This is a genomic window from Actinocorallia herbida, from assembly GCF_003751225.1.
In the GTDB taxonomy this organism is placed as follows: domain Bacteria; phylum Actinomycetota; class Actinomycetes; order Streptosporangiales; family Streptosporangiaceae; genus Actinocorallia; species Actinocorallia herbida.
This window is the reverse complement of record NZ_RJKE01000001.1, coordinates 8,181,295-8,205,015: the sequence shown is the minus strand read 5'-3', so window position 1 is coordinate 8,205,015 and position 23,721 is coordinate 8,181,295. Positions and strand designations below refer to the sequence as shown.

Sequence of the window (23,721 nt, the reverse complement as noted above, 5' to 3'; positions counted from 1 at the left end):
GGGGCAAGTCGGACGCCGCCGTATCGGCGGCACTCATCAGGAGGAAAGCCGTGAGCGCTTGGCGCGGGCTGATAGAGGAATACCGTGACCGGCTGCCGGTCACCGAGAAGACTCCCGTGGTCACGCTGCTCGAGGGCAACACCCCCCTGGTGCCCGCGCGCCGGGTCTCCGAGCTGACCGGCTGCGAGGTCTACCTCAAGGTCGAGGGGTTGAACCCGACCGGGTCCTTCAAGGACCGCGGCATGACCATGGCCATCTCCAAGGCCGCCGAGGAAGGCGCCAAGGCCGTCATCTGCGCGTCCACCGGCAACACCTCGGCTTCGGCCGCGGCCTACGCGGTGCGCGCGGGGATGACCTGCGCGGTGCTGGTGCCGCAGGGCAAGATCGCGATGGGCAAGCTGGCCCAGGCGCTCGTGCACGGCTCCAAGCTCCTGCAGGTCGACGGCAACTTCGACGACTGCCTGGAGCTGGCGCGCAAGCTCGCGGTGGACTACCCGGTCGCGCTGGTGAACTCGGTGAACCCCTACCGGCTCCAGGGCCAGAAGACCGCCGCGTTCGAGATCGTCGACGCGCTCGGCGACGCCCCGGACGTGCACTGCCTGCCCGTCGGCAACGCGGGCAACATCTCGGCCTACTGGATGGGTTACAAGGAGTACGCGGCCGACGGGGTGTCCACCGGGCGCCCCAGGATGATGGGCTTCCAGGCGAGCGGGGCCGCCCCGTTCGTCACGGGCGCGCCGGTCAGCAACCCGCAGACCATCGCGACCGCGATCCGGATCGGCAACCCCGCGTCCTGGGACCTGGCCTCGGCCGCCCGCGACGAGTCCGGCGGCGCGATCGGCTCGGTCACCGACCGGCAGATCCTCGCCGCCTACCGGCTGCTCGCCCGCGAGGAGGGCGTCTTCGTCGAGCCCGCCTCGGCGGCGTCGGTCGCGGGCCTGCTCCAGGCGCGCGAGCAGGGCGCGATCGAGTCCGGCCTGAAGATCGTGTGCACCGTCACGGGCAACGGCCTCAAGGACCCCGACTGGGCCATCTCCGGCGCCCCGAAGCCGACCACCGTCCGGGTGGACGCGCACGAGGCCGCCACCGCGCTCGGGCTCGCATGAACCACAGTGTGACCGTCGAAGTACCGGCCACCAGTGCGAACCTGGGGCCGGGCTTCGACTCCCTGGGCCTCGCCCTGACCTACTTCGACGAGGTGACCGTCGAACTCGCGGGCACCGGCGTCGAGATCGTGATCGAGGGCGAGGGCGCGGATCTCGCCGACCTCGGCGAAGAGCATCTGATCGTCAAGGTGTTCCGGCTCGCCTGGTCCCGGATCGGCGGCGCCCCGGACCCGCGGGGCCTGCGGCTGACCTGCGTCAACCGCATCCCGCACAGCCGCGGCATGGGCTCGTCCTCGGCGGCGATCGTCGCCGGGATCACCGCCGCGCGGGCGCTGCACCCCGCGAGCGAGGGCTTCTCCGACGACGACGCACTGGCGCTGGCCACCGAGATCGAGGGCCACCCCGACAACGTCGCGCCGTGCCTGGCCGGTGGTCTCACCATCGCCTGGACCGGCGAGGACACGGGCACCAGGCTCGTCCGGCTCGACGTGGACGTGCCCGTCACGGTCTTCGTCCCCGACCAGCGCCTCGCCACGGAGCGTGCCCGGGGACTGCTGCCCGAGACGGTGTCCCATGCCGACGCCGCGGCGAATTCTGCCCGCGCGGCCTTGCTCATCGCGGCACTGACCAGCAAACTGGGCTACGACGTGCTGTTGGACGCGACCGAGGACAGGTTGCACCAGTCGTATCGTGCGCCCGCCATGCCGGGCTCCGCGGCGCTGGTGGAACGGCTCCGTCGGGCGGGAGTACCGGCCGTGATCTCCGGGGCCGGTCCTACAGTTCTGGCGTTCGGGTGGCCTACTCCCGGTTGGCCCGAAACCGAGGCGGGTAATGGCTGGGATATGCACCGGCTGAACGTCAGCCCGTTCGGTGCCCGCGTGCAGCCGCGCGACTCGCGAACACGCTGACCTCAGGGAATACAAGTGCGCCGTGGTGGTGTTAGGCTGGAAGCCGCACCAGATGCCCCGCTCGGGTTTCCACTGCTCGGGGCCGTAGGCCCATCGGCATATCCACTGCTGATGCGCCCGTGCACCAGGCTCTCCACTTCTGATTCCCTTCGGCTTGGGGACGAGTACGCGATCATCTGGCTGTCTTCGGAAATTCCGCATGGCGAATTGATCGCCGGATTCGGCGCCCCCGCCGAGTCGAAATATCGGGTAGATCGGCCTCCTATCGGCCCACACCCGCTCCCTGGGAAGGACCCTTTGTGAGCGAATCCAGCGAACTGCTCAACGAAGCGCCGGCCGACGCGCCCGCGCCCAAGCGCGCCCGTCGCGGCACCGGGCTGTCCGCGATGGTGCTGCCCGAGCTCAAGACCCTCGCGTCGCAGCTCGGCATCAGCGGCACCACCGGGATGCGCAAGAGCCAGCTCATCGCTGCCATTCAGGAGAAGCAGGGCGGTGCGGCCGCGGGGGCGGCGGCCAAGCCCGAGACGAAGGCCGAGGTCACGGCCGAGCCGACCCGCACCCGCCGCGCCCGTGTCGCGGCCCCGCGTGAGGAGGCCGAGCAGGTCGAGACGCGCGCCGAAGTGAAGCAGGAGCCCCGTCAGGACAAGCCCGTCGAGCAGCTCAAGGGCGACGGCAGGGCGGAACGGTCCGGCGAGGAGCACGCCGAGGGCGGCGAGCGTCAGCGTGAGGGCCGCCAGCGCACCCGCAGCGGCCGTGAGCGCGGCGAGCGCCAGCGCGGCGAGCGGGGCGAGCGCCAGCAGCAGGAGCGCGGCGACCGGCAGGAGCGCGGCGAGCGCCAGGACCGCGGTGAGCGCCAGGACCGCGGCGACCGGCAGGACCGGGGCGAGCGCCAGCAGCAGGACCGGGGCGACCGCCAGCAGGACCGCGGCGACCGCCAGGGCGGCGGCCAGCAGGGCGGCGAGCACGACGACGAGCGCGGCTCGCGTCGCGGGCGCCGTTTCCGTGAGCGCAACCGGGGCCGCGGCACCGGCGGCGGCCGGGACCGCTACGAGGCCGAGCCCGTCGTCTCCGACGACGATGTGCTCATCCCCGTCGCGGGCATCCTGGACATCCTCGACAACTACGCGTTCGTCCGTACGACCGGCTACCTGCCCGGCCCGAACGACGTGTACGTCTCCCTCGCCCAGGTCCGCAAGAACGGCCTGCGCAAGGGCGACGTCATCACCGGCGCGGTCCGCCAGGCCCGCGACGGCGAGCGGCGCGAGAAGTTCAACGCGCTGGTCCGCCTCGACACCGTCAACGGCATGGAGCCCGAGCAGGCCCGCGGCCGCGTCGAGTTCTCCAAGCTGACCCCCCTGTACCCGCAGGAGCGGCTCCGGCTGGAGACCGACGCGAACATCCTGACGACCCGGATCATCGACCTGGTGAGCCCGATCGGCAAGGGTCAGCGCGGTCTGATCGTCTCCCCGCCGAAGGCCGGCAAGACGATGGTGATGCAGTCGATCGCCAACGCCATCACCAAGAACAACCCCGAGTGCCACCTCATGGTCGTCCTGGTCGACGAGCGGCCCGAAGAGGTCACCGACATGCAGCGGTCGGTGAAGGGCGAGGTCATCCACTCGACCTTCGACCGTCCGGCCGAGGACCACACCACGGTCGCCGAGCTCGCCATCGAGCGGGCCAAGCGCCTCGTGGAGCTGGGCCACGACGTCGTCGTGCTGCTGGACTCCATCACCCGTCTGGGCCGCGCGTACAACCTCGCCGCGCCCGCCTCGGGCCGCATCCTGTCCGGTGGTGTGGACTCCACCGCGCTGTACCCGCCCAAGCGGTTCTTCGGCGCGGCCCGCAACATCGAGAACGGCGGCTCGCTGACGATCCTGGCCACCGCGCTGGTCGAGACCGGCTCCCGGATGGACGAGGTCATCTTCGAGGAGTTCAAGGGCACCGGCAACATGGAGCTCAAGCTCTCCCGCCAGCTCGCCGACAAGCGCATCTTCCCCGCGGTGGACGTCGACGCGTCCAGCACCCGCAAGGAGGAGATCCTCATGGCCCCCGAGGAGCTGCGCGTCGTCTGGCAGCTGCGCCGGGTGCTGCACGCCCTGGACACCCAGCAGGCGCTGGAGCTGCTCCTGGAGAAGATGAAGGAGACCAAGTCGAACGCGGAGTTCCTGCTCCAGGTCCAGAAGACGACCGTCGCGCACGACTGATCCCGCATCACGCTCCGATCTTCGGACGAGCACGGCCCGAGGCCCGCACGGTTCACCGCGCGGGCCTCGCGCTTTGCCCGGCTACCCTTCTCGACGCGCCCGGGGGTTATCCCCACCCTGTGGACGGAGGGCCGCCCCATGGTGCGGGCACTTCGGTTCCGGGAGCCTTGAGGACATCGAGAGAGAAGGAGATCCCGTGATGGCCGACCCCGCAGGACGTCAGCCGAACCTCGTCGCCGTCCCCAAGCCCCTTGACCTGCTGCGGGACGCGACGGTCTGGAAGGCCGCGCTGTACTTCCCGCTCACCTCCGTGCTCGGCCTCGGCTGGTTCGTGATCCTGGCCGCCGGGGTCCCGCTGGCCGCCGCGACCACGATCATCTGGGTCGGGCTGCTGGTCTGGGCGCTGCTGCTGGTGCTGCTGCGCGGCGGTTCGATACTCGACCGGCGGCTCATCGGCGCCGCGTTCGGCACGCGCATCCCCGACCCGTACCGGCAGCTCCCGCAGGGCTCGCTGACGGCCAAGGGAAAGACCATCCTGGGCGACCCGGCCACCTGGAAGGACCTCGCCTTCCAGATCATCAGGATTCCGCTGGCCTTCGGCTACTTCGTCGGCTCCATGGTGCTGTGGGCGTTGACCGCCGCGCTGATCCTCGCCCCCGTAGGCGGGCAGATCAATGAGGGCTTCGTGCCCGAGTTCGGGAACTACGAGCCGCGGATCGACTCCTGGTACGACGGGCTTCCCTACACCCTCCTCGGGATCGTCCTCCTCATCGTCGTCCTCTACGTCGTCAAGGCGGTCGGCGTCGCCCACGTGGCGCTCGCCAAGCTGCTGCTGGGGCCGTCCGAGAAGCAGGCGCTGGTCGCCCGGACCACCCAGCTCCAGGCCAGCAGGGCGCGCGGCGTCGACGCGGCGGAGGCCGAGCGGCGCAGGATCGAGCGCGACCTGCACGACGGGGCGCAGCAGCGGCTCCTCGGCGTCGCGATGGACATCGGCAGGGCCCGCGCGAAGATCGACAGCGATCCCGAGCAGGCACGGGAGCTCATCGCACAGGCGCACGACGGCGCCCGCGCCGCGATCGCGGAACTGCGCGACCTCGCCCGCGGGATCTACCCGGCGATCCTCACCGACCGGGGCCTGGAGGCCGCGCTGTCGGCGCTGGCCGGGCGCTGCCCGGTCCCGGTGCGGATCTCCGTGGACCTGCCCGAGCGGCCGCCGGCGGCCGTCGAGTCGATCGCCTACTTCACCGTTGCCGAGGCCCTGACGAACGTCGCCAAGCACGCCGGGGCGGCGCAGGCCGCGGTGGAGGCGCGCAGGGAGGGCGACGTGGTCGTCGTGGAGATCCGCGACGACGGGCGCGGCGGCGCGGCACTCGCCCCGGGCGGCGGCCTCGCCGGACTCGCCGACCGGGCCGCGACCATCGACGGGACCCTCGCGGTGGACAGCCCCGCCGGGGGACCGACGGTCGTGCGGGCGATCCTGCCCTGCTCCTGGTGAAATGGGACCCATGCGCGTCGTGATCGCCGAAGACTCGGTCCTCCTGCGGGAGGGCCTTGTCCGGCTGCTCGCCGACGAGGGCGTCCAGACCGTCGGGGCCTGCGGGGACGGCGACGCCCTCGTCGCCCTGGTCGCCGAGCACCGCCCCGACCTCGCGATCACCGACGTCCGGATGCCGCCCGGGTTCGGGGACGAAGGGCTGCGAGCGGCGCTGGCGGTCCGGCCGACGCCGGTGCTGGTCCTCTCGCAGTACGTGGAGGAGCAGTACGCCGCGGAGCTGCTCGGCGGGGACGCCAGGGGCGTCGGCTACCTGCTCAAGGAGCGGATCTCCGACGTCGCCGAGTTCACCGCGGCGGTCCATGAGGTCGCCGGGGGCGGCACGGTGATCGACCCCGAGGTCGTCACCCAGCTCCTCGGCCGCAACCCCCTGCGGGACCTGACGCCCAGGGAGCGCGAGGTGCTCGGCCTGATGGCGCGGGGCCTGTCCAACGCGGGCCTCGCGCATGCCCTGTTCATCGGCGAGGGCGCGGTCGAGAAGCACATCTCGGCGATCTTCGCCAAGCTCGGCCTGGCGCCCTCGCGGGACGTCCATCGACGGGTCCAGGCGGTTCTGGCCCAGCTCAGAGGCGGGGAATAGGCGCTGGTCCCGGCATGTTCGGGTATCCGTCATACTGGAGGTGCCCACAGGTTCCGGTTCCCGGCCGCGGACGTCTCGGTCGATCCGGCGCCGTCTCGAAGGAGATCCATCCATGAAGCCCGACATCCACCCCGACTACGTGGTCACCGAAGTGACCTGCACGTGTGGGGCGACCTTCACCACCCGCAGCACCGTGGAGAGCGGCCAGATCCGCTCCGACGTGTGCAGCCAGTGCCACCCGTTCTACACGGGCAAGCAGAAGCTGCTCGACACCGGCGGCCGCGTGGCCCGGTTCGAGGCCCGCTTCGGCAAGAAGAAGGCCGCGGACAAGTAGGGGTCGGCGGGAGCCCGGCCGCGGCTGTGATCGCAGCCGTCGCCGGGCTCCGCTCATTGGTGTCCCCCTTCGTCCGAACGCAAGCCTTGAGAAGAGCTGACCGGTGATCTTCGACCTCGATGACTTCCTTCGCGAGTACGCCGACATCGAGCTGGCGCTCGGTGACCCGGCCGTGCACGCCGACCAGAAGAAGGCGCGCGACCTGGGCAAGCGCTATGCCCACCTGCGCCCGATCGTCGAGACGTACCGGGAGCTGGAGCAGGCCGAGGACGACCTCGGGACGGCCCGTGAGCTGGCCGCGGAGGACAAGGCGTTCGCCGAGGAGGCCACCGCGCTCGAGGGCCGGATAGAGGAGCTCAACGAGCGCCTCAAGCGCCTGCTCGTGCCGCGGGACCCCAACGACGACAAGGACGTGATCGTCGAGATCAAGGCGGGTGAGGGCGGCGAGGAGTCGGCCCTGTTCGCCGGGGACCTCCTGCGGATGTACAGCCGGTACGCCGAGCGGATCGGGTGGAAGACCGAGGTGATCGACTCCCAGTTGTCGGACCTCGGCGGGTTCAAGAGCGTCACCATGGCCGTCAAGGCCAAGGAGGGCGCCTGGTCGCAGCTCAAGTGGGAGGGCGGGGTGCACCGCGTGCAGCGGGTGCCCGTCACCGAGTCCCAGGGCCGCATCCACACCTCGGCGGCGGGCGTGCTGGTCACCCCGGAGGCCGAGGACATCGACATCCAGATCGACCCGAACGACCTGCGGATCGACGTGTTCCGCTCCGGCGGTCCCGGCGGCCAGTCCGTCAACACGACGGACTCGGCGGTGCGGATCACGCACATCCCGACGGGCACGGTCGTGCAGTGCCAGAACGAGAAGAGCCAGCTCCAGAACAAGGAGTCGGCGCTGCGGGTGCTGCGCTCCCGGTTGCTGGCCGTCGCCCAGGAGGAGGCCGAGGCCGCCGCGTCGGCCGAACGCAAGGCCCAGGTGCGCACGGTCGACCGCTCCGAGCGGATCCGTACCTACAACTTCCCGGAGAACCGGATCTCCGACCACCGCGTGGGCTTCAAGGCGTATAACCTCGACCAGGTGATGGACGGAGACCTGTCCGCCGTCATCAAGGCCCTGGTGGACGCCGACATGGAACGCCGGCTGGACGAAATTCAGCAGTAATGAACTTGCTTCTCGACGAGATCGCGCGCGCCACGGCAAGATTGGCCGAAGCCGGGGTGGCTTCGCCGCGCGCCGACGCCGAGGAGCTGGCCGCCTTCGTGCACGGGGTGGGCAGGGGTGAGCTGCACACGCTCCCCGACAGCGCCTTCGACGCCCGGTTCTGGGAAGGGGTGGCCCGCCGTGAGGCGGGTGAGCCGCTCCAGCACATCACCGGCCGCGCCTACTTCCGCTATCTGGAGCTGACGGTCGGCCCCGGTGTCTTCGTGCCGCGCCCCGAGACCGAGGTGGTCGCGGGCTGGGCCATCGACCGGCTGCGCGAGATGGACGTCGCCGACCCCGTCGTGGTGGACCTCGGCACCGGCTCCGCGGCGATCGCGCTGTCGATCGCCCAGGAGGTCCCGCAGGCCAGGGTGCACGCGGTCGAGCTCGACGACGACGCCCACCGCCACGCCGCCAAGAACATCGCCGACCTCGACGCCCGCGGCCAGGTGACCCTGCACCGGGGCGACCTCGGATCCGCGCTGCCCGAGCTGAACGGCAGGGTCGACCTCGTCGTCAGCAACCCGCCGTACATCCCCATGAGCGAGTGGGAGTATGTTCCGGTCGACGTGCGCGAGCACGACCCGGCGCCTGCCCTGTGGGGCGGCGGCGACGACGGGCTCGACGCCGTCCGCGCGGTGGAGCGCACGGCCCGCAGGCTGCTGCGTCCCGGCGGATTCGTGGCGGTCGAGCACAGCGATCTCCAGGGGGCTCCGGTCTACTGGATCTTCGCCGAGGAGCACGGCTGGCGCGACGTGCGCAACCGCCGCGACCTCACCGACCGGGACCGGTACGTCACGGCCCGCCTGACCACCTCGATGGAGTAGTCCCCATGAGCCGACACTATGACTGCTCGGACCCCCTGGAGCGGGCCCGGGGCGTCGCGGACGCCGCGTCGTGCCTCCGCCGCGGCGAGGTCGTCGTGATGCCGACCGACACCGTGTACGGGATCGCCGCGGACGCGTTCACCCCCTCCGCCGTGCGGCTCCTGCTGGAGACCAAGGGCCGGGGCCGCGACATGCCGCCGCCCGTGCTCGTCGGCTCGGTCCGCGCGGCCACCGCGCTGATCGACGACCTCGGCCCGTACGGCCAGGACGTCATCGACGAGTTCTGGCCGGGCGCGCTCACCGTGGTCTGCCACGCCAACCCGAGCCTCGCCTGGGACCTCGGCGACACCAAGGGCACCGTGGCGGTCCGGATGCCGCTGCACGACCTCGCCCTCGAACTGCTGCGGGAGACCGGCCCCCTGGCGGTCTCCAGCGCGAACCTGAGCGGGCACCCGGCCGCGCGGACCATCGAAGAGGCCGAGGCGATGCTCGGCGACAAGGTCTCGGTCTACCTGAACGACGGCCGGTCGAGCGGCGGCGCCGCCTCCACCATCGTCGACCTCACCGGCACCCTGCCGAAGCTGCTGCGCCGCGGCGCGGTCCCGGAGGCCCGGCTGCGCTCGGTGTGCGGGGTGCTGCTGCGCGACGAGCTCCTCGGCGACGAGGACGACCAGCTGACCGACGACGCCCTCGCCGTCGAGGAGGCCGCGGCCGCCGAGGCGCTCCAGCAGGAGTTCGGCGCCCCGGGCGAGAACGCCGATGAGAAGGACGAAGCGGGCCCGGTCGACTTCGTGAAGGCCACCGCCGACGAGAAGGACGCCGAAGGCGCGGTCGATCTCGTCAAGGGCGCCGCGGCCGAGCCCGGCGAGGGCTCCCCGGCCGACGACACGGGGACCGCCGCCAAGGAGCGCTGAGGACGCGGGCGCCGGGCTTCCCGGCCCGTCCGTTCACTCCTGCGCGGTACGCCGGGTCGCCACCCGGGCCAGGGCGAGCAGCATCAGCCCGCACAGCAGCTTGTCGTCGGCGGCGGCCTGCCATGGGCCGCCCGCGATGACGTCGTCGGCGAGGTCCCAGACCACGATCCCGCCGCCCGCGACGCCGAGCGCGTGCCGCAGCCACTGCGGGCTGCGGCCGTGCAGGACCATGCCGAGCGGCACCGCCGACAGCAGGACGAGCCATCCCCAAGGCGTGAACCCCAGATGGGGCGGCGCGGTGACGGCGGCGGCCGGCGCGAGCGCGCCCGAGGCGAACGCCGCGCGGACGACCATGCCCTCGCCGGGGCGCAGCGCCGACTGGTGGAAGGCCGCCTTCCCCGGGCCGTCCGGACCGCCCGCGCAGGTGGTCTGCGCGCCCGAGCGCCCGGCGAGGCAGCCCGCGGCGAAGACCGCGGGCCCCTGGATCCGGACCGTCGCCTCACCGAGCGGATGGGCCCAGCCGGGCCCGAGAGCGTTCCACAGCAGCTCGTCCCGCGGCCCGTGCGTCCGCACCAGCCCGACGACGTCGTAGTCCAGCACGTACGTGTGACGGCCGGAGACGGGGGGTCCGGCGCCGATCCGCAGCTGCCGCTCGTGCATGAACTCGCGGTCGGTCAGGTTGACCGGCGCGAAGGTCGGGCTGGTCACCGTGACGTTCTCGATCCGGTGGACCAGGTCGCCCTCCCGCTCGCGCAGCCGCCGGAGGATCCCCGTGGAGCCGCTCTCGGCGTAGTCGACGGTGAAGGTCTCCCGGACGTGCACCGTGCCGTCCTCCGTGACGGTCAGGAGCGCGTCGAACTCCGGGACGGCGGCCTCGGCGGACTGCTGGCCGCGGAAGAGCACGGGCAGGATCGCGAGGAAGACCAGGGTGGCCGCCGTCATGAGGCCGGTGGGGGAGGGGCGTCGCTTCATCACCGGGCGCAGTCTCTCGCGGACGCAGCGCAGCTCGCAGCCCGTTCGACGAAACGGGAAACCCCGCGTATCGGCAAACTGTGAAGAAGGTCACATGCAACCTGACGCATGTCAGTGATCATGCGAATGCGGTGTGCATTGTCCCTGGTGGGGGTCGCCGCGAACCGTCACTCAGCGTCGTGCGGCCCTCCGGAGCATCCCTGCTTCGATGCGGGAGGGCGCCGGTCGGTTCCGAAAATCGGCAGATTTCGGCACGGCGCATTCTCCGCGTATGTGGCGCATAAACCTGATCTTTGGCAAACCGCTACAGTCCGACCCCGAGTAGGCGAGAGATCAGATCAAGGAGTGATCACATGCGGCGCATCGCTGCGGTTACCGCTACCGCCGTCGCCCTGGGCGGTGGCATGGTCCTGGCCGCGACCCCCGCCGGAGCCGCCCCCGCCGGGGCGAAGAAGGTGACCAAGAGCTGGGTCACCAACAAGGGCAACAAGGCGATCTTCCGGGCGGTCAAGGCCGGCGGGAAGTTCAGCTACAACACCAAGACGAAGAAGTTCGTCGTCAAGGGGTACATCCAGGACCTCTCCAAGAACGGGACGGCGCCCGGCGTCCAGTTCCGCGTCTGGCGTGACGGCCAGTGGCACGAGTCCAAGGTGCTCTTCGTGACGAGCAACTACTCCACTCCGGTCGACGGCGTGTACAAGTTCAACTCGAAGGACGCCCTGTGGACCACCACGGGGACCAAGCTCCAGGTGCGGGAAGGTGCTCTTAAGATCACCGCCGACCTGAAGGGCGCGAAGTACGGCGCTTGGAAGAAGCTCCGCTAGGAGCCCCCTTCATCGGTGAGCTCCCAGGCCCGGCACCTTCCCGAGGTGCCGGGCCTTCTTTTGCGCACCGTCCTGGAGATTATGACCGACCTCACATGCAACCGGAAAAGGCCTGTCAGCGGCCTCTGGCTCTGCGTAGTCGCCTCAGGTGAGGGGCCCGGACGTGTGCGGGGCCGTTCCCGCGGTGGGCGGGGGCGGCTTAGATGCCGAGGGCGCCCGGGAGGTTCGGCGGACACCGAATGTTTATCCGACCGACATTCTTCGGTGGCCGGGCCAAAAGTCCACGCATTCGGTGCTCGGTACAGTCCCCTTTCGGAAATCGGGCGGGCGATCATCAGAGGGGGCGCGGACATGCGGCGCATCGCGGTGCTGGCGCTGGCCGTCGTACTGGGCACGACCTGGACGGTTCCCGTCCAGGCGGCGCCGAGCGCGAAGGTGACGAAGAAGTGGGTGACCGCGGAGGGGAAGACCAAGCCGTTGAAGTCCGTCAAGGCGTACGGCACATACACCCGCGAGGACGCCTCGGTGTCGGCGAAGGGCGTGCTCCACGACTTCGGAAAGAACGGCTGGTCACCGGGGGTGCAGTTCCGGGCCTGGAACGGGAAGAATTGGACCGAGTCCGAGGTCTACTTCCGGGTCCGCGCGAACGGCAAGCCGATGGACGGGCCGTTCACGATGAACTACGGCCTCTTCTGGGCGACCGCCGCCACGCATTTCCAGGTCCGCGAGGTCGCGCTGAAAGCCACGAGCACCACCAAGGGCCGTAAGTACGGGGCCTGGCAGAAACTCTTCTGAAAAATCCGCGCGCCCTGCGTCGCGCATTCCCCGGAACGGGCGCGGCGCCCGCGGATACGATGCCGGGGCCCGATTCCGCGATGACCGCCGGGAGCGCCACGGATGCCACGCGTCACCACCGTGCTTTTCGTCTGCGGGGCCCTTTCGCTGGGCTTCGCGCTCCTCGGCGTGCCCGGTCTCGCCGAGGAGCGGGCGCCCCAGACCGTCCTCGCCGAAGGCGGGTTCAAGACCGCTGACGGCGAGGGCGCGGCCTTCCGGCAGATCCGGGCGACCGGCGAGTACCAGATCACCGAGGACGCCGTCACCGTCCGCTTCACGCTCACCGACCGCAGGCGGGACGGCTGGACGGCGGGGGTCCAGTTCGCCACGGGCGAGGCCTGGGACGAGCACCACTCGCCGGTCTTCCACCCGGTCGGCGACCCCGCCGCGCCGGGTCCCGGCAGGCTGCGCGGTCCCCGGATGGCCGAGGCGACGCCGCGGGACCGGCCCGCGTGCCACGGCTGCCGGGTGCTCGAGCCGCGCAAGCGCAAGGGCACGGGCGCGCCCGCGGACGGCGTGATCTCCTACCGCTTCCCCAAGTCCTTCACCTCGGCGTTCACCGAGGGGCTGTGGGCGCGCGAGGTGCTGATCAAGAAGGAAGGCGGCAGGACCGTCCTGCGCCCCGGCCGGACCGTCACCGTCTACCGGGCTCCGGTCGGCACCGTTCTTCCGGGCGCGCAGCGCGAGGCCCCCCTGCCCTTGGGCTCCCGCTTCGCCAACGACCTGGGCGGCCCGCTCGGATTCGGCGCGGTGAGCGGGCGGAAGGGCCGTGGCGGCCCCGTCCCGTTCTCGGCCAAGGAGTTCCCGGGAGGCCCCGAGGTGTCGGCCGAGCCCTGGGGAGAGGCGGAGCGCGCGCGCCGCAGGGGAGGCGGCGGGGAGGCCCGGACGCTGCTGCGGATCCGGGATCTGGCGGAGGACCGCAGGCTGCCCGGGGTGATCGTGACCTTCACCGACGAGGACGGCCGGCGCATAGACACCTGGACGTACTGGAACAGCAGGGACAGCTCCGGCCGTTGGACCAGTCGGATGGCGGTCAACAAGCTGTCCGGCCATCTCTTCTATCGTGCCTGTGTGGGTACGCAGAGTCATAGGGGCGACCAGTGGGCGTTCGAGCCGGTCTCGTGCGGGGAGACCCGCCAGGTCTACTGACCGCCTTCGGGACGGGCGGGAGATGTGACGAGGACGAAGGCCGTGGAAAGCACATCCAGGACGATCGGAAGGCGTAAGGTGTCCTGATCGTGAGGCCGCGCCGCCAACCGGAGCCGGACGGCGGACGTCACATCAGGCACAGGGGCAGATCAGGCGGAACGGGGGTGACGGCGTGCGGGAGTATCTGCTGGTGATCCTCACCGGGATCGCCGTGACCTACCTGCTCGTCTCCCCGGTGAAGAGCCTGGCGATCGCCATGGGCGCCCAGGCCGCGGTCCGCGACCGCGACGTGCACAAGGTGCCCACCCCGCGCATCGGGGGCCTGGCGATGTTCGGCGGCCTCCTCGGCGCCCTGGTGATGGCCCGCGCGCTGCCGCACATGACCCAGGTCTTCATCGAGACCAAGACCGCCAACGCGGTCATCCTCTCCGGCGCCCTCATCGTGCTGCTCGGCATCGCCGACGACCTGTGGGACATCGACGCGCTGACCAAGCTCGCCGGGCAGATCGCCGCCTCCGGCATCCTCATCATGAACGGTGTCCAGCTCAGCGCGCTCCCGCGCCTGGACGGCGGCTCGCTCGCGCTCTCCCCGGTCTACGGGGTGCCCCTGACCGTCTTCATCGTGGTCGCCACGATCAACGCGGTGAACTTCATCGACGGCCTCGACGGCCTGGCCGCGGGCGTCGTCGGCATCGCCGCCTTCGCGCTGTTCCTGCTGGGCTACCGGCTCGCCGAGGTCGTCGACATCCCGCTGCTCATCGGCCCCGCGATGATCGCCGCGGTGCTCGTCGGGATCTGCGCGGGCTTCCTCGCGCACAACTTCCACCCGGCCCGCATCTTCATGGGCGACACCGGCTCGATGCTCATCGGCCTGCTGCTGTCGGCCGCGACGATCCAGCTCATCGCGCTGTTCGACACCGCGATCGCCGAGAAGTACCTGATCTTCCCGCTCTGGCTGCCGCTGCTGCTCGTGCCGATGGTGACCGTCGTGCCGTTCGCCGACATGCTGCTCGCGGTCTGGCGGCGCACCAACCAGGGCCTGTCGCCCTTCGCGCCGGACAAGCAGCACCTGCACCACCGCCTGCTGCGCCTCGGCCACTCCCACCGCCGCTCGGTGCTCATCATGTACGGCTGGGTCGGCCTGGTCGGCGCCTGCATGGTGGCCATGTCGTTCGTGCCGCCGGATCCGCCGACCTGGCAGGCGCTCGTGCTGTTCATCACTCTCTGTGTCGCCGCCCTGGGCGCGGCCCTCATGGTCGGCGTCCCGCGCATCATCGCCAGAAGGGCCTTCCAGGCGGAGGTCGAGGCCGCGGCCGCGGGCCCCGGGGACAGGACGCGGCAGCACGCGTAACCTGCCGTTCGCATGCCGGTTACCCGGGGGGTAATTGCCGGAGTTCCCTAGGCTTGTGATAGCTTTCACTAAGTAGAGACGAACACGTAACGTAACCACCCCGGAGCCCTCATGGACTCGACTGGAAAGCGCCTCTTCGCCGGCGCAGCCCTCCCCGTCTCCCTCGCGGGAGTCATCGCGATCGCCGTCGGCAGCCTTGTCGCCGGGATCGAAGGGGGGCTCGGCGCGGCACTCGGCGCGGTGGCCGTGATCGCCTTCTTCTCACTCAGCGCGTACGTCGTGAACTGGGCTTCGAAGATCTCGCCGCAGACCGTCATGATCGCGGGCCTCGCCAGCTATGTGCTCAAGGTCCTCGCCATGATGATCCTGGTTTCGGCGGTGAAGGGTGTCACGGTTTTCGACACCGTGGTTTTCGGCTGGACCGTGGTGGCCCTCGCGGTCGCCTGGATCGTCGCCGAGTTCCGGATCACCCTCGACACACGAAAGCCCTATATCGATGAACCCGCCGGTGCTGCCCGCAGCGACGACGCCAACGAGCGCGCGTCGCACGGGGCTACTCCGATATGACCAGTCCGCACCTAGCCTGCTATTGTCCGGAACGCGATGAGCGAGCACGAGGCACCATCCAGAGAGGCGGGCCCCAGCTTCGCAGACGCCATGTGGTCGGTACCGAGCTACATCCTCTCGGGAATGGCCATCTGGGGCGGCGCGGGTTGGTTTGCCACCTATCTGACCGGGTGGGTGCTGTTCAAGCCGGTCGGGTTGGTGATCGGTGTGGTGCTCGCCGTCTACCTGGTCTACGTGAAATACGGTCGCTGACCGCCGGTGCCACGCATCCGGTCAGCCGGTTTTTGATCCGATCTCAGCTTGAAGGGAACGCCACAGTGCGCGAGTGCAGCGAGCGGACCACCGTGCCCACCGAGGTGAACAAGTGAGTACTGCAGTCGTGCTCGCCTCATCCGGTGGCGAGTTCACGCCGCCGGGCGCTGAACTGTTCGACTTCCCGCCGCTGTTCGCCGGCGGACCCGAATGGCTGACCAAGCCGGTCCTCATGGCCCTTCTGGGCGTCGTCGTCACCTGCGCCCTGGCGTGGAGCGCGTTCGCCAAGCCGAAGCTGGTGCCGCGCGGCATGCAGAACGTCGGCGAGATGGGCTACATCTTCGTCCGCGACCAGGTCGCCCGCCCGTTCCTGGGCAAGGACGCCGAGCGTTGGATGCCGCTCCTGCTGTCGATGTTCCTCCTGATCTGGGTGTGGAACATCTTCGCGGTCGTCCCGATCATCCAGTTCCCGGTCGCGTCGCACATCGCGTTCCCCGCGGTTCTCGCGCTGAGCGTGTACTTCCTCAAGATCTACCTGGGCATGAAGCACCAGGGGCCGGTGAAGTACTTCACCAACCTCATCCCCCCGGGCCTGCCCAAGCCGATCTACGTGCTGCTCGTACCGATCGAGTACCTCTCCACGTTCGTGCTCGCGCCGTTCACGCACGCGGTCCGACTCTTCGCGAACATGTTCGCCGGCCACATCATCCTGGCCTTCTTCAGCCTCGTGGGCTACTGGTTCCTCATCGAGAACCCGACCCTCCTCGGCGCCCCCGTCGGTGTGCTCGGCGTCGTCATGACCATCCTCATGACCGCCTTCGAGATGTTCATCCAGTTCCTGCAGGCCTTCCTCTTCACCATGCTGGCCGCGATGTACATCGGCAGCGGTCTGCACGCCGACCACTGAGTCGACAAGTCACAAGGCCTCTATCCCCATGGACCAGACCGGTGGAACCTCCACCGGCCAACTGAAGGAGTAAGTGAAAATGAGCGTTCTCGCCGCCGTCGAAGGCAACGTCGGTGCGATCGGTTACGGCCTCGCCGCGATCGGCCCGGGTGTGGGCGTGGGCATCATCTTCGGTCAGGGTGTGCAGGCTATGGCCCGCCAGCCCGAGATGGTCGGCGTCATCCGCCAGAACATGATGCTGGGCTTCGTTCTTACCGAGGCGCTGGCCCTCATCGGCCTGGTCGCGCCGTTCATCTACGGCTGATCAGCTTCAACTGACGAAAGGCTGCGAACACCATGATCACAGCAGCTTCACTGCTCGCTGCGGAGGAGGGGAACAACCCCCTCATTCCGCACACCTACGAGCTGGTCGTCGGAATCTTCGCCTTCCTCGTCGTCGTCCTGGTCGTCGGCAAGATCCTGACTCCCCGGATTCAGAAGACCCTCGCCGAGCGCACCGAACTCATCGAGGGCGGGCTCAAGAAGGCAGAGGACGCCCAGGCCGAGGCCAAGCAGACACTCGACGCTTACAAGAACCAGCTCTCGGAGGCCCGCCAGGAAGCGGCGCGCCTGCGCGAGGAGGCTCGTGAGCAGGGCGCTCAGATCATCGCTGAGATGAAGGAGCAGGCCCAGGTCGAGGCTCGGCGGATCGTCGAGAACGCCCAGGCGCAGATCGAGGCCGAGCGGGCTCAGGCCCTGGCCTCCCTGCGTGCCGAGGTCGGCGCGCTGTCCGTCGACCTGGCCGGTCGTGTCGTCGGCGAGTCCCTTGAGGACGAGGCGCGCCAGCGTCGCATCGTCGACCGCTTCCTGGAGGAGCTCGAGACGTCCAACGCCGCCGGTAAGGCCCTGTGATGGCGGGAGCTGTCACCAGGGCCGCGCTGGCGGAGGTCGACGAGCGGTTCCCGGAGATCCTGGCGTCCACGGACGCCGGTGTGCTGGGCGCCGAACTGTTCGAGATCCTGCACCTGCTGGACCGCGAGCACGGCCTGCGGCGCACGCTGTCCGACCCCTCGGCTTCGGCCAAGGCGAAGGCGGCCCTGCTGGGCTCGCTGCTCGAGGGCAAGGTCAGCACCGCCGCGGCGACGCTGGCCGGCGAGATCGTCCAGCGCCGCTGGAGCTCGTCCGCCGAGCTGACCGACGCGTTCGAGCAGTTCGCGGTGGCGGCCCTGGCCGACGCCGCGGAGCGGGCCGGTCAGCTCGACCAGCTGGAAGAGGACCTGTTCCGCTTCGGCCGGATCATCGCGGGCGACACCGAGCTGCGCAACGCGCTGGCCGGGGACCTGGTGCCCCTGGAGCGCAAGGCCGAGCTGGTCACCTCCTTGCTGGAAGGCAAGGTCGGCGGACCGACTCTGGCCCTCGCGCTCGAGGCCGCGACCCACCCGCGGGGACGTAGCCTGGAACGTGGGCTCGACGCCTACGGCAAGCTCGTCGCCACTCGGCGCAACCGGCTCGTCGCGCTCGTGCGCACCGCTGTAGCCCTCACCGGCGACCAGCAGACCCGGCTGGCGGCCGCGCTCGGCGCGTCCTACGGCCGCGAGGTACACCTGAACATCGAACTCGACCCCACCGTGCTCGGCGGCATCGCCGTGCAGCTCGGGGACGAGGCAATCGACGGCACGATCGCCGGACGCCTTGACGGCGTGCGCCGGCGGATCGCCTGAAGGGCAAGAGAGGAATCATGGCGGAGCTGACGATCCGTCCGGATGAGATCCGGAACGCGCTGGAGCGTTTCGTCCAGTCGTACGAGCCCGACGCGGCCGCGCGCGAGGAGGTCGGCACTGTCACCGAGTCCGGCGACGGTATCGCTCGCGTCTCGGGCCTCCCCTCGGCGATGGCCAACGAGATCCTCGAGTTCGAGGGTGGCATTCGTGGTCTGGCGCTGAACCTCGACACGCGCGAAATCGGCGCGGTCGTACTGGGCGACTTCACAAAGATCGAAGAGGGCCAGTCCGTGCGCGGCACGGGCGAGGTCCTTTCCACCCCGGTCGGCGACGAGTTCCTGGGCCGCGTCGTTGACGCCCTGGGCAACCCGATCGACGGCAAGGGCCCGGTCGACTCGACCGAGCGCCGCGCGCTGGAGCTGCAGGCTCCCACCGTCGTGCAGCGCCAGTCGGTCGGCGAGCCGCTGCAGACCGGCATCAAGGCGATCGACGCCATGACGCCGATCGGCCGCGGCCAGCGCCAGCTGATCATCGGCGACCGGCAGACCGGTAAGACCACGGTCGCGGTCGACACGATCATCAACCAGAAGGAGAACTGGCTCTCCGGCGACCCGGACAAGCAGGTCCGGTGCATCTACGTCGCGGTCGGCCAGAAGGGCTCCACCATCGCGTCCGTGCGCGCCACGCTGGAAGAGGCCGGCGCGCTCGAGTACACGACGATCGTGGCGGCTCCCGCGTCCGACCCGGCCGGCTACAAGTACATCGCGCCGTACACCGGTTCCGCGATCGGCCAGCACTGGATGTACCAGGGCAAGCACGTCCTGATCGTTTTCGACGACCTGTCGAAGCAGGCCGAGGCCTACCGCGCCGTGTCGCTGCTGCTGCGCCGTCCGCCGGGCCGTGAGGCCTACCCGGGCGACGTCTTCTACCTGCACTCCCGTCTGCTGGAGCGCTGCGCGAAGCTGTCGGACGACCTGGGCGCCGGTTCGATGACGGGTCTGCCGATCATCGAGACCAAGGGCAACGACGTCTCGGCGTTCATCCCGACCAACGTCATCTCGATCACCGACGGCCAGTGCTTCCTCGAGACGGACCTGTTCAACCAGGGTGTCCGTCCGGCCATCAACGTCGGTATCTCGGTCTCCCGCGTCGGCGGTTCCGCGCAGATCAAGGCGATGAAGCAGGTCGCCGGCACGCTGCGCCTGTCGCTGTCGCAGTTCCGTGACCTGGAGGCGTTCGCCGCCTTCGCGTCCGACCTCGACGCGGCCTCCAAGGCCCAGCTCGACCGCGGTTCCCGCCTGGTCGAACTGCTCAAGCAGCCGCAGTACAGCCCGTTCCCGGTCGAGAAGCAGGTCGTCTCGGTCTGGGCCGGCACCTCCGGTGAGCTGGACGAGGTCCCGATCGAGGACATCCGCCGCTTCGAGGCCGAGTTCCTCGACTACGTCGAGCACAACGCCAAGAGCGTCCTGCCCGGCATCCGCGAGACCCTGAAGCTCTCCGACGACGCGCTGACCGTCCTGAAGGACTCGATCACCGAGTTCAAGAAGGGCTTCACCACCAGCGCCGGCACCCTCCTGGGCGCCGACGAGCCGGTTGAGGCCCTGGGCGCCGAGGACGTCGAGCAGGAGACCATCAAGCGCGTCAAGAAGGCCTGATCCATGGGAGCTCAGCTTCGAGTCCTGCGCGGCAAGATCAAGTCGGTCTCCTCGACCGCGAAGATCACGCGCGCGCAGGAGCTGATCGCCACCTCCCGGATCACCAAGGCCCAGGAGCGCGTGGCCGCCTCCAAGCCGTACGCCGACAAGATCACCGCGGCGCTGTCCGCGCTGGTCAGCCATCGGTCGGGCGTGAAGCATCCGCTGCTCAGCGAGCAGCCGGAGGACAAGCGCTCGGCGGTACTGATCATCACGTCGGACCGCGGCTTCTGCGGCGGCTACAACTCCAATGTGATCCGTGAGGCCGAGGCGCTCATGGCCATGCTGCGCGAACAGGGCCGCGAGCCGGTCCCGTACGTGATCGGCACCAAGGGCGTCACCTGGTACCAGTTCCGTGACCGTGAACTCGGCGGGTTCTGGTCCGGCTTCTCCGGACAGCCGGACTTCGCCAGCGCCGAGCGGGTCGGGCGACGGCTCGTCGAGGACTTCCTCAAGACGGACGCCGAGGGCGGGGTCGGTGAGATCCACGTGGTCTACACCGAGTTCGTCTCGATGCTCACCCAGGAGGCCCAGGTCAAGCGCCTGCTGCCGCTCCAGGTCGAGGAGGTGGAGCGCGACGCCAATGGTCCGCTCCCGTCCTACGACTTCGAGCCGTCGGCGGACACCGCGCTCGACCTGCTGCTGCCCAACTACATCGAGAGCCGCATCTTCCACATGCTGCTCCAGGGCGCGGCCTCCGAGCACGCGGCGCGGCGCCGGGCCATGAAGTCGGCGACGGACAACGCCAACGATCTGATCAACCTCTACTCGCGCCAGGCCAACCAGGCGCGGCAGGCCGAGATCACCCAGGAAATCAGCGAGATCGTCGGTGGCGCGGACGCGCTCGCCGACGCCGGTCGCGGGGAGTGAAAAGGAACATGTCTTCAACTGCGGTAGCGATCGGCACCGGCCGCGTCACCCGGGTCATCGGCCCGGTCGTCGACGTGGAGTTCCCCGCCGACGCGATGCCTCCGATCAACAACGCCCTCAAGGTCGACGTCACCCTCGGTGCCGAGACCAAGACCCTGACCCTCGAGGTCGCCCAGCACCTGGGTGACAACGTGGTCAAGACCATCTCCATGCAGCCGACGGACGGCCTCGTTCGCGGTGCCTCGGTCTCCGACTCCGGCACCCCGATCCAGGTTCCGGTCGGCGACGTGACCAAGGGCCACGTGTGGAACGCCCTCGGCGAGTGCCTCGACGCTCCGGTGGCCTCGCTCGGGGTCACCGAGCGCTGGGGCATCCACCGCAGCGCTCCGCCGTTCGACCAGCTCGAGTCGAAGACCGAGATCCTGGAGACGGGCATCAAGGTCATCGACCTTCTCACCCCGTACGTCAAGGGTGGCAAGATCGGTCTGTTCGGTGGCGCCGGTGTCGGCAAGACCGTGCTGATCCAGGAGATGATCACCCGTGTCGCGCGGAACTTCGGTGGCACCTCGGTGTTCGCCGGCGTCGGCGAGCGCACCCGTGAGGGCAACGACCTCTGGGTCGAGATGGCCGAGGCCAACGTCCTGAAGGACACCGCCCTGGTGTTCGGCCAGATGGACGAGCCGCCGGGCACCCGTCTGCGGGTCGCCCTGTCCGCCCTGACGATGGCGGAGTACTTCCGCGACGTGCAGAAGCAGGACGTGCTGCTCTTCATCGACAACATCTTCCGTTTCACCCAGGCCGGCTCCGAGGTCTCCACGCTGCTGGGCCGCATGCCGTCCGCGGTGGGCTACCAGCCCACCCTGGCCGACGAGATGGGCCAGCTCCAGGAGCGGATCACCTCGACCCGCGGTCACTCGATCACCTCGATGCAGGCGATCTACGTTCCCGCGGACGACATCACCGACCCGGCGCCGCACACCACGTTCGCGCACCTCGACTCCCGGACCGTGCTGTCCCGGGCCATCACCGAGAAGGGCATCTACCCGGCGGTCGACCCGCTGGACAGCTCTTCCCGGATCATGGACCCGGCGATCATCGGCCGTGAGCACTACGACGTGGCGCAGCATGTCATCGGGATCCTCCAGAAGTACAAGGAGCTCCAGGACATCATCGCGATCCTCGGTATCGACGAGCTGTCCGAGGACGACAAGGTCACCGTCCAGCGCGCGCGTCGCATCGAGCGGTTCCTGTCGCACCCGATGTACGTCGCCGAGCAGTTCACCGGCCAGCCCGGTGTGACCGTTCCGCTCGACGAGACCGTGGCCTCGTTCAAGGCCCTCACCGAGGGCAAGTACGACCACATCCCCGAGCAGGCGTTCTTCATGTGCGGTGGGGTCGACGACGTCGAGAAGAAGGCGAAGGAGCTCGCCAAGTAAGGCGGACTCCCGTGGCCGGGGCTGAGAAGCCCCGGCCGCCCTTCCTGGAAGAGGAGACACTATGGCGATCAGAGTCGCCCTCGTCTCGCCCGAGCGCGAGGTATGGGCGGGCGAGGCCGAGATGGTGGTCGCGCAGACCATCGAGGGTGAGATCGGTATCCGTACCGGTCACTCCCCGGTGCTGGGCGTCCTCGTCGACGGCAGCGTCGTGAAGATCTTCCCGACCGGTGGCGACCCCGTCATCGCGGCGGTCGGCAGCGGGTTCTTCTCGGTGGCCGACAACGAGGTGTCCGTGCTGGCCGAGCAGGCCGAGCTGGGCGCCGAGATCGACCTCGCGGAGGCCCGGCAGGCACTCGCCGAGGCGCAGGGCGGCGGCGACGGGGACAACCCGCAGGCCGTGGCCGAGCGCCGGGCGCGCGCCCGGCTCCGTGCCGCCGGCGCGGACGTCTGAGAGAGACCGGCAACACGTGGGCGAGCACCTGGCAGAGATCACCGGCTGGGTGCTCGTCGCCGTTGTGCTGTGCGTCGTCGTGCTGTTCGGCGCGATGACCCTGCGCCGCTGGCTGCTCGAGCTGGGCGGCGGCACCGTCGAGTGCAGCCTGCGCGATCTGGGCGGCACCGGGGTGTGGCGCCTCGGGATCGGCAGGTACCAGGGCGACGAGCTCCAGTGGCACCAGATCTTCGGGTTCCGGCGCAGGCCGCGGATGGTCATCCAGCGGCGCGGCCTCGTGGTGCTCGGGCGGCGTGACCCGTCCGACGGCGAGGCCGAGGCCCTGACGGGTGACGCGGCGATCATCGAGGTGCGCAGCGGGGACTCCAAGGTCGAGCTGGCGATGTCCCTGGCCGCCCTCACGGGCTTCCTGGCGTGGCTTGAGTCCTCGCCTCCGGGCTGGCCCGTCGACCTGCCTTCGGGGGCTTGAGGCACCGCGCTCTACGCTGGCCCCTATGAGCCGCGAAGACGAACCCGTCGTCCTGTCCAAGATCTACACCCGGACCGGGGACGACGGCACCACGGGTCTCGGCGACGGAAGCCGGACCAGCAAGACCGACCCCCGTCTCGCCGCGTACGCCGACGTGGAGGAGGCGAACGCGTTCATCGGCGTCGCCCTGGCCACCGGCGGCCTCGCCGACGACGTCGCCGCGGTCCTGCGGCGCGTGCAGAACGACCTCTTCGATCTCGGCGCCGACCTGTCGGCCCCGGTCGTCCCGGATCTGGGCTACGAGCCGCTGCGGGTGACCCCGGCCTACGTCGAGCGCCTCGAGGGCTGGTGCGACGAGTTCAACGCGCCCCTCCCGGTGCTGCGGAGCTTCATCCTGCCGGGCGGCGACCTGCCCACGGCGCACCTGCACGTCGCGCGGACGGTCTCGCGCAGGGCCGAGCGCATGGTGTGGGCGGCGATCGAGGCGCACGGGGACAAGGTGAACCCGCTCACCGCGCGCTATCTCAACCGGCTTTCGGACCTGCTGTTCATCCTGTGCCGGACCGCGTCGGCGGGCGCCGAGGTGCTGTGGAGGCCGGGCGGCTGAGGGTCCCGGGGC

At 69.9% G+C, this 23,721-nt stretch carries 26 protein-coding genes; 25 read left to right on the top strand and 1 reads right to left on the bottom strand.

Features of this window, described 5'->3' with window-relative positions; genetic code table 11:
• Positions 1-50: 50 nt before the first annotated feature.
• The 9 genes from thrC to EDD29_RS37260 all read left to right on the top strand — a co-directional run bounded on the left by thrC (position 51) and on the right by EDD29_RS37260 (position 9,626).
• Positions 51-1,106 carry a threonine synthase gene (thrC, locus tag EDD29_RS37300; RefSeq protein ID WP_123668903.1) on the top strand — a complete coding sequence of 352 codons (1,056 nt, stop codon included), beginning with the start codon at positions 51-53 and terminating at the stop codon, positions 1,104-1,106.
• Positions 1,103-2,014, top strand: coding sequence for a homoserine kinase (thrB, locus tag EDD29_RS37295; RefSeq protein WP_123668902.1), 912 nt, complete (start codon positions 1,103-1,105; stop codon positions 2,012-2,014). Before thrC ends, thrB begins: the two co-directional genes overlap by 4 nt.
• Before the next feature lie 299 nt (positions 2,015-2,313).
• Positions 2,314-4,221 carry a transcription termination factor Rho gene (gene rho / locus EDD29_RS37290; protein WP_123668901.1) on the top strand — a complete coding sequence of 636 codons (1,908 nt, stop codon included), beginning with the start codon at positions 2,314-2,316 and terminating at the stop codon, positions 4,219-4,221.
• Positions 4,222-4,420: 199 nt separating this feature from the next.
• Positions 4,421-5,716 (top strand): sensor histidine kinase, encoded by a 1,296-nt coding sequence (locus tag EDD29_RS37285; protein WP_123668900.1) that lies wholly within the window; start codon positions 4,421-4,423, stop codon positions 5,714-5,716.
• Positions 5,717-5,726: 10 nt separating this feature from the next.
• Positions 5,727-6,353: a response regulator transcription factor gene (locus EDD29_RS37280; RefSeq protein ID WP_123668899.1), complete on the top strand. Its 627-nt coding sequence runs from the start codon at positions 5,727-5,729 to the stop codon at positions 6,351-6,353.
• Positions 6,354-6,465: 112 nt separating this feature from the next.
• Positions 6,466-6,687, top strand: coding sequence for a 50S ribosomal protein L31 (gene rpmE, locus EDD29_RS37275; RefSeq protein WP_123668898.1), 222 nt, complete (start codon positions 6,466-6,468; stop codon positions 6,685-6,687).
• Between the two features lie 106 nt (positions 6,688-6,793).
• A complete protein-coding gene (prfA, locus tag EDD29_RS37270) occupies positions 6,794-7,846 on the top strand; it encodes a peptide chain release factor 1 (protein WP_123670925.1) in 1,053 nt (350 codons plus the stop codon).
• Positions 7,846-8,712 (top strand): peptide chain release factor N(5)-glutamine methyltransferase, encoded by an 867-nt coding sequence (prmC, locus tag EDD29_RS37265; RefSeq protein WP_123668897.1) that lies wholly within the window; start codon positions 7,846-7,848, stop codon positions 8,710-8,712. Before prfA ends, prmC begins: the two co-directional genes overlap by 1 nt.
• A 5-nt stretch (positions 8,713-8,717) precedes the next feature.
• Positions 8,718-9,626: an L-threonylcarbamoyladenylate synthase gene (locus EDD29_RS37260; RefSeq protein ID WP_123668896.1), complete on the top strand. Its 909-nt coding sequence runs from the start codon at positions 8,718-8,720 to the stop codon at positions 9,624-9,626.
• 33 nt (positions 9,627-9,659) lie between these two features.
• Here the strand turns inward: EDD29_RS37260 and EDD29_RS37255 are convergent, their stop codons facing one another.
• Entirely contained in the window at positions 9,660-10,598 is a 939-nt protein-coding gene (locus EDD29_RS37255) for a DUF2207 domain-containing protein (protein ID WP_123668895.1), read from the bottom strand.
• 353 nt (positions 10,599-10,951) lie between these two features.
• Between EDD29_RS37255 and EDD29_RS37250 the strand changes: the two genes are divergently transcribed.
• From EDD29_RS37250 to EDD29_RS37175, 16 genes are all read left to right on the top strand, one after another.
• Positions 10,952-11,422, top strand: a complete 471-nt coding sequence (locus EDD29_RS37250) for a hypothetical protein (RefSeq protein ID WP_123668894.1) — start codon at positions 10,952-10,954, stop codon at positions 11,420-11,422.
• A gap of 351 nt (positions 11,423-11,773) precedes the next feature.
• Entirely contained in the window at positions 11,774-12,217 is a 444-nt protein-coding gene (locus EDD29_RS37245; RefSeq protein WP_123668893.1) for a hypothetical protein, read from the top strand.
• Positions 12,218-12,319: 102 nt separating this feature from the next.
• Complete coding sequence (locus EDD29_RS37240) at positions 12,320-13,405, top strand: hypothetical protein (RefSeq protein ID WP_123668892.1); 1,086 nt, start codon at positions 12,320-12,322, stop codon at positions 13,403-13,405.
• A gap of 172 nt (positions 13,406-13,577) precedes the next feature.
• Complete coding sequence (locus tag EDD29_RS37235) at positions 13,578-14,756, top strand: MraY family glycosyltransferase (protein ID WP_123668891.1); 1,179 nt, start codon at positions 13,578-13,580, stop codon at positions 14,754-14,756.
• Positions 14,757-14,867: 111 nt separating this feature from the next.
• On the top strand, positions 14,868-15,323 hold the full coding sequence (locus EDD29_RS37230) for a Cg1360 family ATP-synthase-associated protein (protein WP_123668890.1): 456 nt from the start codon (positions 14,868-14,870) through the stop codon (positions 15,321-15,323).
• Positions 15,324-15,359: 36 nt separating this feature from the next.
• Positions 15,360-15,575, top strand: a complete 216-nt coding sequence (locus EDD29_RS37225; RefSeq protein WP_123668889.1) for a hypothetical protein — start codon at positions 15,360-15,362, stop codon at positions 15,573-15,575.
• A 112-nt stretch (positions 15,576-15,687) separates the two neighbouring features.
• Positions 15,688-16,482: a F0F1 ATP synthase subunit A gene (atpB, locus tag EDD29_RS37220; protein WP_123668888.1), complete on the top strand. Its 795-nt coding sequence runs from the start codon at positions 15,688-15,690 to the stop codon at positions 16,480-16,482.
• 79 nt (positions 16,483-16,561) lie between these two features.
• Positions 16,562-16,786, top strand: coding sequence for an ATP synthase F0 subunit C (gene atpE, locus EDD29_RS37215; protein WP_123668887.1), 225 nt, complete (start codon positions 16,562-16,564; stop codon positions 16,784-16,786).
• 32 nt (positions 16,787-16,818) lie between these two features.
• Positions 16,819-17,373: a F0F1 ATP synthase subunit B gene (locus EDD29_RS37210; protein ID WP_123668886.1), complete on the top strand. Its 555-nt coding sequence runs from the start codon at positions 16,819-16,821 to the stop codon at positions 17,371-17,373.
• Positions 17,373-18,182 (top strand): F0F1 ATP synthase subunit delta, encoded by an 810-nt coding sequence (locus EDD29_RS37205; protein ID WP_123670924.1) that lies wholly within the window; start codon positions 17,373-17,375, stop codon positions 18,180-18,182. The genes EDD29_RS37210 and EDD29_RS37205 overlap by 1 nt, the downstream gene beginning before the upstream one ends.
• 17 nt (positions 18,183-18,199) lie before the next feature.
• Positions 18,200-19,837, top strand: a complete 1,638-nt coding sequence (gene atpA, locus EDD29_RS37200; protein WP_123668885.1) for a F0F1 ATP synthase subunit alpha — start codon at positions 18,200-18,202, stop codon at positions 19,835-19,837.
• Between the two features lie 3 nt (positions 19,838-19,840).
• Positions 19,841-20,746, top strand: a complete 906-nt coding sequence (locus tag EDD29_RS37195) for a F0F1 ATP synthase subunit gamma (protein WP_123668884.1) — start codon at positions 19,841-19,843, stop codon at positions 20,744-20,746.
• An 8-nt stretch (positions 20,747-20,754) separates the two neighbouring features.
• Complete coding sequence (gene atpD, locus EDD29_RS37190; RefSeq protein ID WP_123668883.1) at positions 20,755-22,182, top strand: F0F1 ATP synthase subunit beta; 1,428 nt, start codon at positions 20,755-20,757, stop codon at positions 22,180-22,182.
• Between the two features lie 61 nt (positions 22,183-22,243).
• Positions 22,244-22,633: a F0F1 ATP synthase subunit epsilon gene (locus EDD29_RS37185; protein ID WP_123668882.1), complete on the top strand. Its 390-nt coding sequence runs from the start codon at positions 22,244-22,246 to the stop codon at positions 22,631-22,633.
• Positions 22,634-22,649: 16 nt separating this feature from the next.
• Positions 22,650-23,102 carry a DUF2550 domain-containing protein gene (locus EDD29_RS37180; RefSeq protein ID WP_246053199.1) on the top strand — a complete coding sequence of 151 codons (453 nt, stop codon included), beginning with the start codon at positions 22,650-22,652 and terminating at the stop codon, positions 23,100-23,102.
• A 25-nt stretch (positions 23,103-23,127) separates the two neighbouring features.
• Positions 23,128-23,709, top strand: a complete 582-nt coding sequence (locus tag EDD29_RS37175; RefSeq protein ID WP_123668881.1) for a cob(I)yrinic acid a,c-diamide adenosyltransferase — start codon at positions 23,128-23,130, stop codon at positions 23,707-23,709.
• Positions 23,710-23,721: the final 12 nt, after the last annotated feature.

Bases quoted from the DNA above. Each gene is read 5' to 3' on its own strand.
- thrB (WP_123668902.1), top strand. From the start codon at position 1,103: ATGAACCACAGTGTGACCGTCGAAGTACCGGCCACCAGTGCGAACCTG.
- EDD29_RS37285 (WP_123668900.1), top strand. From the start codon at position 4,421: ATGGCCGACCCCGCAGGACGTCAGCCGAACCTCGTCGCCGTCCCCAAG.
- EDD29_RS37280 (WP_123668899.1), top strand. From the start codon at position 5,727: ATGCGCGTCGTGATCGCCGAAGACTCGGTCCTCCTGCGGGAGGGCCTT.
- rpmE (WP_123668898.1), top strand. From the start codon at position 6,466: ATGAAGCCCGACATCCACCCCGACTACGTGGTCACCGAAGTGACCTGC.
- prmC (WP_123668897.1), top strand. From the start codon at position 7,846: ATGAACTTGCTTCTCGACGAGATCGCGCGCGCCACGGCAAGATTGGCC.
- EDD29_RS37260 (WP_123668896.1), top strand. From the start codon at position 8,718: ATGAGCCGACACTATGACTGCTCGGACCCCCTGGAGCGGGCCCGGGGC.
- EDD29_RS37255 (WP_123668895.1), bottom strand. From the start codon at position 10,598: ATGAAGCGACGCCCCTCCCCCACCGGCCTCATGACGGCGGCCACCCTG.
- EDD29_RS37250 (WP_123668894.1), top strand. From the start codon at position 10,952: ATGCGGCGCATCGCTGCGGTTACCGCTACCGCCGTCGCCCTGGGCGGT.
- EDD29_RS37245 (WP_123668893.1), top strand. From the start codon at position 11,774: ATGCGGCGCATCGCGGTGCTGGCGCTGGCCGTCGTACTGGGCACGACC.
- EDD29_RS37240 (WP_123668892.1), top strand. From the start codon at position 12,320: ATGCCACGCGTCACCACCGTGCTTTTCGTCTGCGGGGCCCTTTCGCTG.
- EDD29_RS37230 (WP_123668890.1), top strand. From the start codon at position 14,868: ATGGACTCGACTGGAAAGCGCCTCTTCGCCGGCGCAGCCCTCCCCGTC.
- EDD29_RS37225 (WP_123668889.1), top strand. From the start codon at position 15,360: ATGAGCGAGCACGAGGCACCATCCAGAGAGGCGGGCCCCAGCTTCGCA.
- atpE (WP_123668887.1), top strand. From the start codon at position 16,562: ATGAGCGTTCTCGCCGCCGTCGAAGGCAACGTCGGTGCGATCGGTTAC.
- EDD29_RS37210 (WP_123668886.1), top strand. From the start codon at position 16,819: ATGATCACAGCAGCTTCACTGCTCGCTGCGGAGGAGGGGAACAACCCC.
- EDD29_RS37205 (WP_123670924.1), top strand. From the start codon at position 17,373: ATGGCGGGAGCTGTCACCAGGGCCGCGCTGGCGGAGGTCGACGAGCGG.
- atpA (WP_123668885.1), top strand. From the start codon at position 18,200: ATGGCGGAGCTGACGATCCGTCCGGATGAGATCCGGAACGCGCTGGAG.
- EDD29_RS37195 (WP_123668884.1), top strand. From the start codon at position 19,841: ATGGGAGCTCAGCTTCGAGTCCTGCGCGGCAAGATCAAGTCGGTCTCC.
- atpD (WP_123668883.1), top strand. From the start codon at position 20,755: ATGTCTTCAACTGCGGTAGCGATCGGCACCGGCCGCGTCACCCGGGTC.
- EDD29_RS37185 (WP_123668882.1), top strand. From the start codon at position 22,244: ATGGCGATCAGAGTCGCCCTCGTCTCGCCCGAGCGCGAGGTATGGGCG.
- EDD29_RS37175 (WP_123668881.1), top strand. From the start codon at position 23,128: ATGAGCCGCGAAGACGAACCCGTCGTCCTGTCCAAGATCTACACCCGG.